The following is a 17,679-nucleotide window of genomic DNA, read 5'->3' on the forward strand; positions in this document are numbered from 1 at the left end:
GTGGACGCTTTCAAAAAAGTAGTGTGGCAAGAAGGGATGTTTATTGCCCCTCAGCACTTTCAGCAGCAAGATCGCTATGTGCAAAACTACATTCGTCAGAACATTGAAACACTGGCTGGTTTTGCCCCTTTCTTTGGCATCACTGAGCTAGTGCTTAACCACGATCTCTTAAAGATCGGTAAGCTATCTATACCGAGCTGTTCAGGTGTGTTCCCCGATGGAACCCAATTCAACCTCAAACAAGAGATTGTTGTCGATATTCCGCAAGGCACCATTGAAACCATCGTCTACCTTGCTCTGCCAATCTCTTTGCAAGGCAATAATGACTACAGCGAAGATGGCCAAGAACAGAGCCGTTACATCACCCGTTCAATCAATGTATTCGATACTTCTACCTCCGAAAACGCCAGCGTCGAAGTCGACGTAGCTCAGCTGAATATCGGGCTCAAATTCGCGGGAGAAGACACCTCTGGCTTTACCCTCATTCCAGTGGCTAAGATTTTAGAAATCAGCGACTCAGACGAAGTGATGCTTGATAGAGCCTTCATCCCTGCTTGCTTGCATTACGGCGCTTCTACCCTCCTCAGCGAGCGAGTCAAAGAGATCCACGCGCTGGTAAGCAACCGAGCTCAAAACCTTTTAAAACGCATTGAAGCTGGCCAAGGTCAAAAAAGCCCTCAGTCTATGATGCAAGATTTTCTGTGGCTGCAAACTCTCAACACCTGGTTACCGTGGTTTGAGTTGACCATCAGCAACACCAAATACCCGACCCATGAACTGTATTCAAAACTAAAACAATTTGAAGCTCAAGTCATGGCGTTAACACCAGCGATTCCAGGTGAGTGTCAGCCTCTAAAATATGACAAGCTCTATGACAACTTTAACCCATTGTTTTCGAGCCTACGAAACCTACTCACGTTGGTTCAACAAGATTCAGTCATCGAATTCAAATGGGATATTTCACTGTTTGAGAAACGCCGTCTACTTCGCACCTTAATCAAAGACCCAAGCAGCGTTTATAACCGTCGCTTCGTTCTAAGTGTTAAATCCGACATCAGCAGTACAGAGCTTAATGAGTTGTTCCCTATTTCGGCCAAGTTAAGCAGTAACAATAAGATCGTAGAGCTAGTAAGAAGCTCGCTTTCTGGTATCTCATTAACACCGCTTCCGATTGCACCAAGCGAGCTTAAGCCGATACAAGGCGTCGCTTATTTCGAAGTGGATACTAAGGATCGAAATTGGTTAGACATGCTAGACACACGTGACGCGATTGCCCTACATGTTGATGCGCGCATTCCTGCTCTCGAAGTCGTTCTATACGCGTTGAGATAATGGCTATGGATTATTTAGACGAAGAAACACTGGTCATCGATAAAGCATCAAAAGGCTCTGCTAACACAGAGTCTGATCAGGCATTCTCCAAATTGGTTGCTGTACACTCCACCAGCACTCAAGAAGAGTTTCTGCGTCATTTTGATAAGGCAGAGAATCAACTGATCAACATCAGCAGTGATTTACTGACTAAAACACTCAAGATATCCACACTGTCTGAACCCGAAGATCTTACGGTCTTTCGAGAACAATTTATTCAAGGCATCAACGACATAAAAGCTCAAGCAACCGAGCTCACTTACCCTATCGCGGTGATCGATAAGCTGTGCTTTTTATACGCTGTAGTCATTGATGAATTCATCATCTACACCGAATGGGGAGAAAAACGCGGTTGGGAAAACAAGACCCTACTTAGCGAATTGTTTGGCATGCGTAACGGTGGCGAACTGTTCTTCTCTGTTGCAGAAAAAGCCGCAAGACAACCCCACAAGCTAATAGACCTTTTAGAGATCATCTACCTATTTATCAATATCGGATTTAAAGGCCAATATCGTGAAGGCGGCGCTGAACAGTTAAAAGCATTTGTTCATCAGCTAGAACAAACCATCAGCCAATATCGCTCGGCTAGCGGTGTGCATTGTCGTACTAAAGTAAAACTCCCAGAAGTAAGGAAACCGACTAGGCGTAAACGTTACTTCATCACTAGCCTGTTTTTCTTCTGTTTAATCGCCACCAGCATTGGCTTAACTGAATTTTGGTACACCAAGACCCACGAGCAAAGAGCGCGTGATTTCACATTCTTGCCAAGCTTTAGCGAACGTTACGTCTTATCGGGCGAAATCAAAGATATCGTATTCATCAGCGATGATAAAGACTTGGTAAATCCACCTCGTCACGCCAGCAAAGCGGACGCAATAGAAGCATCACAAACCAACGACTTTACGCCAAGTACAGCAAATTGGTTGGTTCAACTCGCCACCTTCTCAAGTAAGAAGAACGCCGAAGCTTTCATCAAGAACCTATCACCTTCAGCTTATGAGCCGATTATCTCTCCTTACAAGAAGTACTACCGAGTGATACTAAGAACAAACACCTCAGAAGAAGCGAGAAGCACCAAGGCGTGGTATGTCGAAAACGACCAAATAAACGCCATTATCGTTCGCACTTCTGCACACGAGTTAAACAAGGAAGAGTCTAACTGATTATGCCGGATGCCAAATCAAACAAGTCAGGCAATGTAAAAAAAACAGTAGGCATTTCTGCCCTAGCCTCTGTCGCCTTTTTTACCGTCGCTTCTAGCGTCATTCTGCTAACACCTCTCAACGCTTATTTGGTGTGGGCGCTTGCCACTATCGCCATTATATCCACGCTTATCGGCTTCATTTGTTACTGGGTGCTGATCAAACGCAGCGCAAAATCACAAGAAGAGTCATTAGATAAAGAATTGATTCAAAAGCGACAAAAGCAACTAGCCAGTCATTTCAAGCGAATGATCAGTGGGCAGAAACGTAAAACTCGCTTAACCAGCCGTTACGACCAGCCAATCTATCTATTACTAAGTCAGAACCCGAATAAAGACAAAAGCATCATCACTCAAATGGGCTATGAAGCTTATAAGCTCGATGACTTCGGCAATGACATTGAATTCCCAATCCTGTTTTGGGTCAGTGAGCACTCGATTTTGGTTTCTATCAGTATGGGAGAAGACCAACACCCTGAGTACCTTAAAACACTGTGTCAGTCGTTAACTGCGTGGCGACCAAGACAAGCCGCCAATGGCTTATTGCTTACCACCGATGTTTCCTCGTTATTAGAAAACAATGAGCAAATTACACAGCAAGCTGACGAGCTTAAATCGACTATTAAGACTTTTAATCAAGCATTTGGTGTCAGCTTACCGATTTATAATGTTGTCTCGAATATGGGTAGCATCAGCGACTTTTGTCAGTTCTTCTCTGCGTTTGATGAATCCAAAAGAGACGAAGTGTTTGGTGCCACCGCGCCTTACTCTAAACACGGTGGGATCGATGCAGACTGGTTTAACGATGAGTATGATCACTTAATCAGCGAGCTGATTGCTAATATGAGCAATGCGCTTGCCGGACAACTCAATCAAGATTATCGCAACTCCATAGCCAGTGCCCCTTTCCAGTTTGGATTATTAAAGCAGAATCTTTGGTTGTTCCTCAATCGTTTATACAGAGGAGAACAACTTAGTGATGCTCTGCAATTCCGCGGCTTTTACTTCACGCATGATGGACAAAGTTCAGCGCAGTCAGATTTATTGGCGAGCGCTGTCTCTTACTCAGTAGGTCACGAGCATTATCAACAAAACGAGCAAATCCCGGTTAACCAAACCTTATTTGCTCAATACCTAATGACTCACGTGATCCTATCGGAACATGAGCTGGTCGGCGTCAACAAACGCAAAGAGAACACTCTGCTCGTTAACCAAGTCGTTTTCACCCTATCTTGGATTGCCTTGCTCGCCGCCGTGTTGCTGGTGATTAAGTTTGATTTTGATTTCCAGAATCAACGTGAAACCAGAGCGGATATCATGCTTGAGCGCTATAAAGAGGCGATATCGGCATCGCCTTATGACATCGAGAATATGGCTGACAATATCCCCAACCTATTCTCACTACAGCGTATCTATAACCTCTACAAGCAGCCAGAGCCTTGGTACAGCCTGCCGTTTATGCCAAATCCGAGCATCAAGAAAGAAGTCGAAGAAGCCTATTTCACCGAGCTACAACAAGTCCTGATTCCTTCAATGGAGAATACGCTAGAGAAAGACCTGTTTGTGTATGTAAACCTTGAGGATCAATCTCAGACCCTATCTCTGTTAAACAACTATCGTCTGTTGTTTAGCAAAGACAGAACCAACGTCCAAGAACTCAAGAACTACTACATTCGTACGCTCCAAGATCAAGGCGAAGCCGATAGCGTCAACATTGCTCAGCTTGATGTGCTACTCAGTGACATCTTTGCTCGTAACCTGACACCAGTAAAATCGAATCATGATTTAGAAAGCCTCGCGAAGAAAGTCATCACGCAAACGGGCATTGAAACCCTGCTGTACGAACACATTCAGAGTTCTACGGCCTATGCTAAGCGCGTCGATATTCGCGGTGAGCTAGGTGACAATTTCGGCTCGGTGCTTCAGTTTTCACCGAGTTACGCTGGCTACTTGGTTCCGTATATCTTTACCCCGACGGGGTTTAACCAACTCGATTTATCGGTGAATTCCCCAACTCTGAAATCCGCTTTACAGTCTTATGAAGGCGTTGCAGGAGCTTACCCTAGCGCACTGGAGCTGCATCGAATCAGTCGAGAGTTAAAGCAAACTTACCAGAATGATTACATCAACTATTGGCGTGATTTAGTTCGTAATGTCGAAGTCAAAGAAGTGGCTAATCCTACACAACTGAAAAGTGCATTAACGAGCCTGTCGGAAGCAAGCAATAACCCATTAGTCAGCTTGTACTCGACGATCGCTAAATACACCTATGTTGAGCTTGAAATCCCTGTAGAGGATGACAAGAAACAAGATCCTGCGAGTATGCCGATTCAAGACCCTGACAAAAAAGAATCCGCTCGTCAGATATCACTCAGCTTCCAAGCTTACAAAAAACAGGTATCGCCTAACGACCAAGGTAAGAAGCCAATCGACAACCTACTTACTGCGTTTATCAACGCTAAAAAGTGGGGAGACAAATTTTACGAAACCAAAGAGCCGCAAAAGGTTGCCTTTGATACGCTGTCCGTCACTTTGCAAGCCGGTAACCCTATTGCGTCCCTATCGAGCCTATCCAACAGTCATTTAGCGGTCGCTGAAGAGCTGGTTAACAAGGTGGTACACCAAAGTAATGAAACGGTAATGTCACTGGCTCACGACTACTTAAACACAGCGTGGTCGAACGAAATTTATCAGCCTTATCAACAGCGCTTGGCCTCTTTTTATCCGTTCAATCGAAAGTCTAAAACGGATGTCAGTGTGGCGGATGTCAAAGCCTTCTTCGTTACGAATGGCATAGTCGATAAGTTCTCTCAAACTCGCCTTAATGGATTCGTTAAAGATAGCGACGAAGCGCCTTATTTACCGGGACTACTGCCGGGTACAGGCTTATCGATTACGCCAGAGGTTTGGACAATGATGGACAAAGCTGGCGATATAAAAAGTGCCCTATTCTTAGCTGACCCATCGAACATCCTGATCAATTTCCAATTAAAGGCAGTCGATATGACGCCAAACATCACGGAGTTTTCGATCATTTCTGATAAGCCAATCTTTACCTATCGTCATGGGCCGACGTTATGGAGCCAGCAATCGTGGCAAGGTGATGCGAAGTTTATCGAAAAGCTAGGTATTCAGCTTAGTGCACAGGACTCTACAATTGGCCAGAACACCGTAAAAGGCACATGGAGTTGGTTCCGCTTATTCGAACCCAACGTGAACTTTACGTCTGCACAAGACACTCAGGTGGAGTTTGTTTACGGTGACAGCAAGGTGAAATTAACAATCAAGACTCAAGGCCAATCGAACCCGTTTGTCCCTGGCTTCTTCTCTGGATTCTCTCTGCCAAGTGGGATCTAATAACGCTTTCCCAACTCGCTCGTCTTGCCTATCAAGGCGAGCTCAACTTTCTGAAGATAATGTCTCTTCAAACAGAGAATACGTGAAAGGAGATGTGAAAGATGAAAAGCTTCTACAAGCGTTTAAAGCTCATGGCTACACTAGTCTCACTCGCTTAAGTCTACGAGTTTTCAGGGCCCAACATCCTAGTTGGGGACTGGTGACCATCAAATATGCTCAAGAGCTGAAGCACCGTCACTTTTTAAAACAAGAGGCTGAATTTCTGTATTCAAATACCAATACCGACTCTAATAAAAAGGATACCTGGCCGAACTATTGTGATTACTTTTCTTGTCATCAGACTGACTGCCTAGTTCTTTCTCACTTGAGTGGTAACACACTGCTGGAAATTCAAAACAGCTCAAATATCAATGCCGGTATGCCCTCTCAATGGCTTAGCACTTTAGAATCAGCCATCAACCGAATCCATACTCTTGATTTTGTTCATGGAGATATTAAGCCATCCAATATCGTGCTCAGCCCACAAGGACAAGCCCAACTCATCGACTTTGGCTCCATCACTAAAATGGGAACTGAACGTGCTGCGCTTCGCTTTGAAAGCTACACACCTCGATACGCGATGCTTGGTTCAGTAACAAGTAGGCTAGACGATTGGTTCGCGCTTGCAGTCATGCTGGAAGAACAGTTAGATGAAGCGAATCTACCCAGTCGGTATCAGGTTCTACTGAAACAGCATAGATAAGCCCGATATTCGGCATCGCGTGTTTCCCCTGTAGCAAGTCCAAGATAGATTTGAAAAGCTAATTGAACGACTGAGTAACTCTGAATGATTCAGTGTTAGCAAACGAGAACCTGAACTATTCAACCTTGATCGCACTACGACATAATCCATTTAGTTATTCTTTGTCAAATAACGGTTAATATATAAAATATCTATTAAAAATAGGGCGTACCATTATTTTCTTAGATTCCAGAATCAACAATTAACCCTCCTGAAATCATGCATTTCCGCCAAATTCCACTACGCTTTATTAATATAAAACATAGCAATCTGATTAAATTTTTTAGGGACGAAAAATGAATCAAATTACGACAGATAAACCGATCATTCTGGTTGTTGATGACATCCCGGACAACATTCATACCCTCTCAGGGATCCTGAACGACGACTTTAAAATTAAGGCTGCAACATCCGGAGTAAAAGCGCTAAAAATTGCTTCTACTCACCCAAAGCCTCATCTCATTCTTCTCGATATCATGATGCCTGTGATGGACGGTTATGAAGTATGCCGCCGACTTAAAAGTAACCCTGTCACTTCTGACATCCCCGTTATCTTTGTGACAGCTAAGACGGATGTAGTAGACGAACAGAAAGGCTTTGAACTCGGTGCTGTTGATTACATAACTAAACCAGTCAGCCCTCCTATTGTGAAAGCTCGCGTTGTCACACATATCTCTCTGTATGACCAAAACTTGGCACTGTCTCGTAAGGTAAGACAGAGAACGGAAGCTCTCGCCATGAGTCGATTGGAGATAATCCGCAAACTAGGCCGCGCCGCTGAATACAAGGATAATGAAACCGGAATGCACGTTGTAAGAATGAGTTACTACTCAAAGATTCTGGCTCAGCAGTTAGACGTCAGTGAAGAGTGGGTGGAGTTGTTATTCCAAGCAGCTCCGATGCACGATATTGGCAAAATCGGTATTCCTGACTGCATATTAGGTAAACCTGGCAAGCTTGATGCGGATGAATGGGCAATCATGCAAACACACGTAACGATCGGCGGGGATATTATTGGAGACAACGACTCTAAATTGCTAAAACTCGCCCAAGAGATCGCTCTTTATCACCATGAGAAATGGGATGGCAGCGGCTACCCTCATAAGCTATCAGGCGAAGACATCCCTCTAAGTGCACGTATTGTTGCAATAGCAGATGTATTCGATGCCCTCACCAGCGAACGCCCATACAAGAAAGCTTGGCGGATTGAAAAAGCGATTGAGTTAATACAAGAGCAAGCTGGCCATCACTTTGATCCTAACTTGGTTCCTATTTTCATTAGTAAGCTCGATGAAATGCTCACTATCAAAGACTCTTTTACTGATGAACAAGAACACTAAGTTCGCTGGTACTTTATCAATACAGGCACTTTATGAATACTGTTTCAAGATTTGCTACTGATTCGAAATTAATCTTAACCTCCTTTCTGGTCGCAGCCATCGTGGTGTTTTCTGTCGCGGTAGGTGCTTGGATCAATCTCAACGATCGCTTCATCGGCGTTGAACAATACGCTTCCAGTACTCGCTTATTGACCTCACTCGATAAGCTTCGCGTTTATGAGTTGTCTTTTAGTAACGACTACAGCGAACAAGTCATCTCTAGCTTTGATCAAGAAGCAGAACAAACCGAGGTTCTAGCAAATGATTACGCCGACCAGTATGCAACGTCCCTTCCTATCAATTTACTCACGGAATATTTAGTTCAATTCAAGCAATATGTCGACATTGTTGAGTTGAACCAATCAACTCGAACGCTTATGGACGAGCGCTCCAATGCCGCAACAGACTTATTACGAGAGATGAGGGATCTACACAATCAAGCGATCAATCAAAACAATCAGAAAATTCGCGGTCTACGACTAAACAGCGAAGAACTGACCAACGTCGCACTAAAAACCAGTCAACTTGCCACTCTCGCCGTTAACATCCAAAATCTTGAAAAAGAGTATTTACTCGATGGCGACCTAAAGACTCACTCGTTAGTCAAACTTGAGATGCAAAAGGCTTCACAGCTCATTTCAGAGTTGCAAGAGCAGATTTTGGATGACAAAGGACAACAACTGTTAGAGGTTGTAGATAAGGCAAAAAATCGCTATTACACCAACTTAGTTCAGCTGCAAGGCATACCAGCATCTTCGAAAAAGTTAAGAGCATCCCTTATCAATCAAGTCACCCTAAGTGGCTCTGAATTCTCACGCTCAGTTAGCTTGCTCTATCAAACCAAACAGAGCCAAGTCGCGGAACTGAGTCATCTCGTTTCTCAATCTCAAGCAGAACTCTCTTCCCAATTGCTCATAGGGCAAGACCTATTGGCGATTCGCACGCTACTAAGTCGTTCAAATCGATTCAACCGAGATTTTCTGCTCGCAAATTCAAAGGAACAGAAGCTCATCGCCGACAAAGTGTCACATGTGATTAATGAGATGCAATCCAAATCTAGCAACGCGCAACGACTTATTACTTTGTATGCACCAAACGTAAAAATTACTGCCTTTGACGAGCATATCAGCGTTTATGAGTCGCAATTTATGGAGTTAGTCAGTTCACAGATGCGAGGTCACCAACTACTCACGGCGATGGATGAGAGCTTCTTAGAATTTCGAGATTTCGTATCCCAACGTCACCTTTCAGAAAGCGTCAATGTCAAAGACTCTTCTAGCGTGACGTTCCATTTAGCCATAGGTGGCGTGATTTTCTTCGTCATTATTTTGTTAATGGGCTTGCTCGCTAACAAAGCGCATTCTGCTTTAGAAACTTTCGCACACAGTCTTGCCGCAGCAAGGGATGAAGCCGATGCAGCAAACCAAGCAAAATCTGACTTCCTCGCTAACATGAGCCACGAAATTCGTACCCCAATGAATGCCATCATCGGTATGAGTTATCTGGCATTAAAAACCGATTTAACCAAGGCGCAGCGTAACTACATCCATAAAGTGAAGCTCTCTTCCGATACCCTACTCGGCCTAATCAATGACATTCTCGATTTCTCGAAAATTGAAGCCGGAAAACTCGATATTGAGAAAGTGGACTTCCAACTTGAGAATGTACTCGACAATATTACTAACTTGGTTGGCTTACGAGCCTCAGAACGCGACCTAGAGTTGCTCATTCAAGTCGACAGAGACGTACCGACTAACCTGATTGGGGATCCGTTAAGAATTGGGCAAATATTGATTAATCTAAGTAACAATGCTGTCAAATTCACAGAGAAAGGCGAAGTGAAGATCGCTATCTCGGTTGCAGAAAGAGAAGGCGATGACATCCAGTTGAACTTTGCCGTCTCAGACAGTGGGATTGGTATGACGCAAGAGCAAGCCGCCAAGTTATTCAACAAGTTCACTCAGGCTGATAGCTCGACCACACGCAAATACGGTGGCACGGGCTTAGGCCTCGCCATCAGTAAAGAATTGAGCCAACTGATGGGCGGTGATATTCATGTCTCAACAGAACTTAGCAAAGGCTCGACCTTTTCATTTACGATTGCCACTCGCGTCAGTCATTCCATCCAGCAGCATCGTGTAGTAGTGCCTGCATCAATTAACGACTTGAAAGTGTTGGTCGTCGATGACAACTCCAGCGCACGCTTGATCATGGGTGACATTCTAGAGTCGTTGAAGCTAACGCCAACACTAAGTTCATCGGTCGATGACGCTCTTGTTGAGTTACATACCGCTGACGCTCAGAACAAGCCATTTGATTTGGTTATCTCCGACTGGAGGATGCCTAAGCGAGATGGCGTAGACTTATTAGCAGAGCTCAACAATGGGCAGCAGCTAAACACAATACCTAAGATCATGATGCTGACCGCTTACGATCGAGAAGAGCTTGCTGAAGCGATTGAACAAAGAAACTTTAAAGTACCGAGTATTCTAGACAAACCAATCACCTCCTCTCACCTTTATGACTCTATTGTCTCACTCTATGGGCTCGACTCAGACCGTATCTCACGCAGTGAACTTGAACAACAAACTCAGTTAGCCAACGTCCAGCAACTAGCCGGAGCCAAGTTACTCTTAGTTGAAGACAATGAGATCAACCAAGAACTCGCGACTGAACTACTAGAAGGACAGCAAATTCAGGTTTCGGTAGCCGAAAATGGCAAGCTAGCGATCGAGCTTTACCAACAAGCCATTGCAGACGGACAACCGTTCGATGGTATTTTGATGGATTGCCAAATGCCAGTAATGGACGGCTATGAAGCAACAGACTACATCCGTCAGCAGATCAACGATCAAGACATACCGATCATCGCGATGACAGCTAATGTCATGGAGCGAGACAAAGAAAAGGCGCTCGGTTGTGGTATGAGTGACATTATTGCTAAACCTATCGATGTCGGTTCAATGTTTGCCACTCTTGCGAATTGGGTATCACCTTCCCGTCCTGCTGCGTTTGTTGATCCAATATCACATCAAGCAGAATCAGTGAGCTCTATCTCTGACGAGTCAGAAAACAGCAGTGCCTTTAATACAGCACTCTCCAAAGTTGAAGGTCTAGACATTACGCTTGGTTTAATCAGAGCCAACAATAATCACCAACTGTATAGCAAGCTATTACATCGATTTGTCGAGGCCTACTCTGACAAAGATAAGCTTGAAAGCGAGCTAGCAGGCGGCAGCGCACCACGTTATCTCCACACACTGAAAGGGGTGGCTGGCAATTTGGGGGCGAAACAACTGCACACGTTGTGTGAAAACCTAGAAGCACAGCCAGATGACAACGATTTGAAAGACAATGTGATCGACACATCGCTTAAACTAAGCAAATCAATCAGCCAAGCCTTGTCTCAAATTGAAGTATCGAAAGATTCAATAGCGACCAATTCTACCAAGTCGGAAGAGAGTTCTGAACAGCAGCAACCATCGACTACAGACCAGCAACTCTACCGCCAATTGTTGGAGGCGACGGCTAATGATGACACCGATGCACTCACCATAATTCTTAACATTGAAGATGGCGCTAAGATTGGGTTATCCCCTTCAGAATTCAAACGACTCGAAGTTTCGTTGGAAGAGTTTGATTTTGACAAGGCAACTGAGATCTTAAAAGGATCGACCTTGCCTAATTAACCGTCTGATAAGTAAAAGAATTCCTTACAAACATTCCAAATTTTATAGAGAGCCTGATATGGCTCTCTTTTTTTCGCCTTCGCACAACACGTCACCGTGAACTTTATGAACAATATTAATCCAATGTTCTTTATTCTCAATATCGCCGCATTGCAGACATTTCATTAACACACCGTTAACTTTAGCTTCATCTGCTAAGCAATATCCTACTCATCTGTTTAGTAGCTGGAAATAAAACATAAGTTTCTCTCCATTGAAGAGATCCCCTACATAAGGAACGTGAACCATGTTCAAGGCACTGAAACCTACTCTTGCGGCTTCTATCATCGCAGCAACCTTTTCTTTCAACACTTTTGCTGCTGACGTAGAAAAAATCCACTTCCTAATCCCTGGCGGCGCTGGTGGCGGTTGGGATATGACAGCTCGTGGTACGGGTGATGTATTGGTGAAATCAGACATCGTAGAAAATGTCTCTTTCCAAAACCTGTCTGGTGGCGGTGGCGGTAAAGCGATTGCTCACCTAATCGAAACGGCACAACGCCAAGAAGACACGCTAATGGTGAACTCAACGCCTATCGTTGTTCGCTCACTAACAGGTATCTTCCCTCAATCTTTCCGTGACCTAACTCCGGTAGCAGCAACCATTGCCGATTACGGTGCAATTGTCGCGTCTGCAGATTCTAAGTACGACACTTGGGAAGACGTCGTTAAAGAGTTCGAAACCAACCCACGTAAAGTGAAGATTGCTGGCGGTTCCGCTCGTGGCAGCATGGACCACCTTGTGGTAGCTGCAGCATTCAAAGGCGAAGGCTTTGATGCGAAGAAAGTGCGTTACATTGCCTACGATGCTGGTGGTAAAGCGATGGCGGCACTGCTTTCTGGCGAAACACAGCTGCTTTCAACGGGCCTTGGTGAAGTGCTAGAGATGTCTAAATCTGGCCAAGTAAAAGTGCTTGCTGTGACGGCTCCAAAACGTCTTGACGCTGCGCCTAATATCCCAACACTGACTGAGTACGGCAACGAGACAGTATTTGCTAACTGGCGTGGGTTCTTCGCGGCACCGGGCACAAGCCAAGCGAAAATCGACGAGTGGAACGAAGCTCTTGGCAAAATGTATAAAACCGATGAGTGGCAAGTGGTTCGTGACCGTAACGGTTGGATCGACAACTACAAAGCTGACAAAGATTTTTACGCCTTCCTAGAAGACCAAGAAAAACAGATGGGCGATCTAATGCGTGAGCTTGGTTTCTTGAAGTAACCAACAACCAGAGAGGGTCTTTGTGCCCTCTTACTCTTTCCTGTTTCGCCGTACATGAGTTAACTAAAACTCCTTTGTTTATTCGTAGTGTATTGCTAAAGCTTGTTGATTCGTTGTAGAGGCAAGTGGCTTAACCAAGTCATGTAATTCGCTCACCTTTGGTTAGTGATCCCAGACATTCTTCATTAACTCGCTCATGTACGGCTTTTTTACTTTTTATACCACCCCAAATGGAGTTGGATATGTCGGACTTACCAACCAAATTTCTGAGTAAGGAATCTTTGCTTTCGAAGGATCGCATCGGAGCCATGATCTTTATGCTAGCGTGCTTGTGCTACGGCTATCAAACCACGCTGATTCCTCTGTTCCCCGGTGACGAGTACGAACCCTTCACAGCAAGAACCTTACCTACCCTGTTGACGTTTATCGGCATTGGCCTTTCGTTGATCCTGCTAATAACAGGACAACCGGATAAGAAAGTCACATGTGACACAACACCGCTGAACTGGAAACTGCTGATTGGCTTCTTGGTGTTAATGGCACTGTACGGTGTTGGGCTGACTTATCTTGGCTTTGTTTTAGCAACCAGCTTCTTCTTACTTGCAGGCTTTTACCTACTGGGTGAGCGCCGCAAAGCGGTTTTATTTGGCGCGTCGTTCCCTTTCGTTATCGCGTTCTTTCTTTTATTAACTCAAGGCTTAGATATCTACCTAGAGCCTGGTTTAATCTTCACTCTTTGGTAGGGATAACATTATGTTAGACGGAATTTTACAAGGACTTTCTACCGCTGTGATGCCAATGAACATCATGATGGTAATTGTGGGCTGTTTCGTTGGCACCTTCATCGGTATGCTACCGGGGTTAGGTCCAATTTCAGCAATCGCGTTGATGATCCCTATTACATACGGCCTAGACCCTTCTTCTGGCCTAATCTTGATGGCTGGTGTGTATTACGGCGCTGTATTTGGTGGCTCAACGTCATCCATCTTAATCAATGCTCCGGGTTGTTCTTCAACGGTAGTTACTGCGTTTGACGGCTACCCGATGGCTCAAAAAGGTCAAGCAGGTAAAGCACTTGCTCTCGCAGCTTACTCTTCTTTCACAGGCGGTACGCTTTCAGCAATCATGCTTTTGATTGCAGCTCCGGCTCTAGCAAGCGTGTCACTGAGCTTCCAATCTTCAGACTACTTTGCATTGATGCTATTAGGTTTATCGGCTGTAGCGGCGTTTGCAGGCTCAGGTCAGGTAATCAAAGCGTGGATGATGACTATTCTTGGTTTGATGCTATCAACAGTAGGTATCGACAAAGGCGTTGGCGTTGAACGTTTCACTTTTGGTTTAACGGATCTGATGGATGGCTTTAGCTTTCTATTATTAGCGATGGCAACATTCGCACTGGGTGAAACCTTGATGGGTATTCTAAAACCAGAGCAAGACACCAGCGCGGAAGAAAGCCAAAAGATGTCTGATATTGGTAGCATGAAAGTCACCAAAGAAGAGTTCAAAGAAGTAGCGCCAGTATCGATTCGTTCTTCGATTCTTGGCTTCTTTACTGGCGTACTTCCAGGTGCTGGCGCAACCATCGCTGCTTTCTTAAGTTACGGTATGGAGCGTAGTCTAGCGCCAAAAGACAAACAGAAAGAGTTCGGTAAAGGCAGTATCCGTGGTCTTGTTGCACCTGAATCAGCAAACAACGCAGCTTCAAGTGGCTCATTCGTTCCGCTACTAACGCTGGGTATTCCGGGCTCTGGTACAACCGCGATTATGCTTGGTGCATTGATTGCCTACGGTATTCAGCCAGGTCCTCGCTTGTTCGTTGAACACCCAGATGTATTTTGGTCAGTCATCATCTCTATGTACTTTGGCAACATCGTACTGGTTATCTTGAACCTGCCTTTAATCCCTTATATTTCTAAACTGCTAGCGGTACCTAGAACAGTTCTACTACCAATGATTATCTTCTTTTCAATCACTGGCGTGTACTTGGTGTCATTCAACACGATGGACGTATTTGTGATGCTACTGGTAGCGATGGCAGCGATAGCATTAAGGCTAGCCAACTTCCCATTGGCACCATTACTGTTAGGCTTCATATTGGGCGGCTTGATGGAAGAGAACTTAAGACGTGCATTGATGATCAGCGATGGTGAGCTGAACTTCTTATGGGAACGCCCTATTACGATGACCTTCACTATTCTGGCGGTACTGGTGCTGTCTAGCCCGATTCTAGTGAAAATATTTAAGAGTTTTAGAGCGAAGCCAGTAGAAGTGTAAAGCTTTATCGAATCAACTAAACCTCAACGAAAGGAGCCATTGGCTCCTTTTTTCATTTAGAGCCTCAATTCAAACCAGCGGTTAAAGATGGTAGCAAACTCACAAACCTATCTTTACAACACACATCGCGCTGATATTCATAACAAATTCAAGTAAGGTAACCAGTTAGTTAACGTATTGGATTCTAAAACTATGGATTGGTTGGTTCTGTTCTTATCAGGGGTGATTGGCGGTGTGCTTAACTCCATTGCGGGTGGCGGCAGCTTCATCACCTTCCCTGCTCTATTGTTTGCTGGTGTTCCACCAATAGCAGCCAACGCGACCAATACCTTTGCTTCGTGTGCTGGATACATTAGCGGAGCCTACGCTCTGCGCCACGAAATTCAATCTGGTACTAAGCAGCTAAAACTGACCATTGCTTTGTGTGTCATTGGCGGTGGTATCGGGGCTTTCTTGCTGCTTCACACACCAGAAGCTCTGTTCACTCAATCCGTTCCTTGGCTGTTGCTGTTTGCTGCTCTGCTTTTCACGTTTGGTGGCACGCTCAATAAATGGTTAAAGCAAGCCACAGCAAAACATAAGCACGCCACCAGCGCAGGCGCATTCTTTTCCGCTTTATTGCTTTTGATTGTCTGTATCTACGGTGGGTATTTTAATGCCGGTTTGGGCATTGTGACATTGAGCTATTTGGCGCTTGCTGGTTACACCAACATCAACGTGATGAATGGCATCAAACTGCTCGTGTCCGCGTGTGCTTCCCTAGCAGCGATCGTGTTTTTTATCGTCAATGGTTCGATTGATTGGCCGTCTGGCATGGCTGTATTATTGGGTACATTGGTTGGTGGTTATTATTCAGCAAAAATCTCTCGCCGCATCCCTCAACAATATGTTCGTACCACAGTGATCATCGCGAGCTTTTTGATCACCGCTTACTTTTTCTATGCTAGCTAGGTTTTATACTAAGTAGGTTCTATACCAACTAGATTCTATGTTAAGTGAGTTCTGTACCAACTCGGTTTTAAGCTAACCAGACATTCGGTCAATAAGACTTGCGACTGGAAAGATAAAGCAAAAAGACTCCACCCTTCTCATATCGATTTCGCTATTTTCTTGCTTATAAAATAGCCAGGCCAAAATGTGTGAGACGAGTCCTTCAATTAGCAAATTTGATAACAATTTAGACTGTTTTTTAGCCTTTATTTTGCCAAAGGTGGGATAATTCTCCTGTCGAAAGTGAGACTTCATTAGGAGGCGTTATGAACACTAAACTCGGTCATGTCATGTCATCAAGTCGACTCATTTGCTTTGTCGCTTTTCTTGCTGCCACATTCGCGTGGATCCTAAAAATGCCCGCTCTGTTTTCTGTGTCGGCGCTATTCTTACTGGTCAGTGCGATCGTTTATGTCACCGATCTTTGGAAGAATCAAAGAAAGAACCGCGAAGCTTAGCCATTTACGGTTTAAAGCGAACGAATTAAAAAAGGAGCTCATAGGCTCCTTTTGTGTTTTTCGCTTATCTAATTAGGCGTACTAATCGCCGACACCTTCTTGTTAACGACGCCTTCTTATTAACGACGGAAGTTACGACCGTTACCACCTCGGCGCTCTTTAAATGCAGACGCAGCTTTAGCTTGAGAAGCGTGGATAGACTCAACCGTTAGTTCCATTGGCTCACGAGGCTCTAGCCCATGGCGGAATGTACGTGAACGCGGCGGCATCTGGTACTCAATGTCCGATGCTTTAGGCATACGCTTGAAACGGTAAAGGTAGAAGTTTTCAACCTTTTCACGAGCCCATTCGGTTTTCTTCAGGTATTTAACTGCACTTGCCACTGTAGGCTTAGTGTTAAAGCAGTTCATACGCATTGCCGCATCTAAAATTTCCCAACCATAGTGATCCACTAATTCAGTGATCATGGTTTCAAGCTTTAAGCCGTGTAGCGGGTTATTTTGTTGCAGTTCGATTCTTTCTTCTTCAGTCATAACATTACCTTTTTCAAGGCAACTAAAGGCCTTGAATTTACTCTAGAACACAGTCATCACTGACCATTTCTAGCTCAATCACTTGGGCATTACATCCATTGCCCTTATTTATGCCTTTATGATGGCATAAAGCATACTCGTTATCCTATTTATCTTTGAAATTAATTTCGAATTGGTCACTTAACACCCTACCTTAGCTCGCTATACAGTCTAAGCACATTCTGCAAACAAACCTTCACCCCAAAGGTTATGAAACTGGTTCAACTTAACAAAACCTACGGTAACCGTATGCAAAAACCATATATTTAGTGATGACATTAAAGTTTTTCAGTACGCAGTATTACATTTTAATAACACAGTGCTATGGTTTTATTGAATATCGAAACGG

12 protein-coding genes are annotated in these 17,679 nt (G+C 44.4%); 11 read left to right on the top strand and 1 reads right to left on the bottom strand.

Going from position 1 to position 17,679, the window contains the following annotated elements; translation table 11 throughout:
- The 11 genes from tssK (at position 1) to MSG34_RS05575 (ending at position 16,758) form a co-directional block, all read left to right on the top strand.
- Positions 1–1,332 (top strand): type VI secretion system baseplate subunit TssK, encoded by a 1,332-nt coding sequence (tssK, locus tag MSG34_RS05525; RefSeq protein ID WP_248336574.1) that lies wholly within the window; start codon positions 1–3, stop codon positions 1,330–1,332.
- A gap of 5 nt (positions 1,333–1,337) precedes the next feature.
- Positions 1,338–2,534 (top strand): type IVB secretion system protein IcmH/DotU, encoded by a 1,197-nt coding sequence (gene icmH / locus MSG34_RS05530; protein ID WP_050648306.1) that lies wholly within the window; start codon positions 1,338–1,340, stop codon positions 2,532–2,534.
- Positions 2,535–2,536: 2 nt separating this feature from the next.
- A complete protein-coding gene (tssM, locus tag MSG34_RS05535) occupies positions 2,537–5,929 on the top strand; it encodes a type VI secretion system membrane subunit TssM (RefSeq protein ID WP_248336576.1) in 3,393 nt (1,130 codons plus the stop codon).
- Between the two features lie 94 nt (positions 5,930–6,023).
- The gene (locus MSG34_RS05540) at positions 6,024–6,671 is read left to right on the top strand and encodes an AarF/UbiB family protein (protein ID WP_248336578.1); all 648 of its coding nucleotides are present in this window, start codon (positions 6,024–6,026) and stop codon (positions 6,669–6,671) included.
- A gap of 335 nt (positions 6,672–7,006) precedes the next feature.
- Positions 7,007–8,050 carry a two-component system response regulator gene (locus tag MSG34_RS05545; RefSeq protein WP_248336580.1) on the top strand — a complete coding sequence of 348 codons (1,044 nt, stop codon included), beginning with the start codon at positions 7,007–7,009 and terminating at the stop codon, positions 8,048–8,050.
- Between the two features lie 32 nt (positions 8,051–8,082).
- The gene (locus tag MSG34_RS05550; protein WP_248336582.1) at positions 8,083–11,778 is read left to right on the top strand and encodes a response regulator; all 3,696 of its coding nucleotides are present in this window, start codon (positions 8,083–8,085) and stop codon (positions 11,776–11,778) included.
- A 286-nt stretch (positions 11,779–12,064) separates the two neighbouring features.
- On the top strand, positions 12,065–13,036 hold the full coding sequence (locus MSG34_RS05555; protein ID WP_048615086.1) for a tripartite tricarboxylate transporter substrate binding protein: 972 nt from the start codon (positions 12,065–12,067) through the stop codon (positions 13,034–13,036).
- A 242-nt stretch (positions 13,037–13,278) separates the two neighbouring features.
- Positions 13,279–13,779: a tripartite tricarboxylate transporter TctB family protein gene (locus MSG34_RS05560; protein ID WP_041472791.1), complete on the top strand. Its 501-nt coding sequence runs from the start codon at positions 13,279–13,281 to the stop codon at positions 13,777–13,779.
- A 10-nt stretch (positions 13,780–13,789) separates the two neighbouring features.
- Entirely contained in the window at positions 13,790–15,310 is a 1,521-nt protein-coding gene (locus tag MSG34_RS05565; protein WP_248336584.1) for a tripartite tricarboxylate transporter permease, read from the top strand.
- Between the two features lie 192 nt (positions 15,311–15,502).
- Entirely contained in the window at positions 15,503–16,261 is a 759-nt protein-coding gene (locus tag MSG34_RS05570; protein WP_248336586.1) for a sulfite exporter TauE/SafE family protein, read from the top strand.
- A 305-nt stretch (positions 16,262–16,566) separates the two neighbouring features.
- A complete protein-coding gene (locus tag MSG34_RS05575; protein ID WP_017059711.1) occupies positions 16,567–16,758 on the top strand; it encodes a hypothetical protein in 192 nt (63 codons plus the stop codon).
- A 119-nt stretch (positions 16,759–16,877) separates the two neighbouring features.
- Here the strand turns inward: MSG34_RS05575 and MSG34_RS05580 are convergent, their stop codons facing one another.
- Positions 16,878–17,291: a VF530 family DNA-binding protein gene (locus MSG34_RS05580; protein WP_010438513.1), complete on the bottom strand. Its 414-nt coding sequence runs from the start codon at positions 17,289–17,291 to the stop codon at positions 16,878–16,880.
- Positions 17,292–17,679 lie beyond the last annotated feature (388 nt).

Origin of the sequence: Vibrio sp. 1CM2L, from assembly GCF_023161695.1 — a bacterium.
Lineage (GTDB): Bacteria > Pseudomonadota > Gammaproteobacteria > Enterobacterales > Vibrionaceae > Vibrio > Vibrio coralliirubri.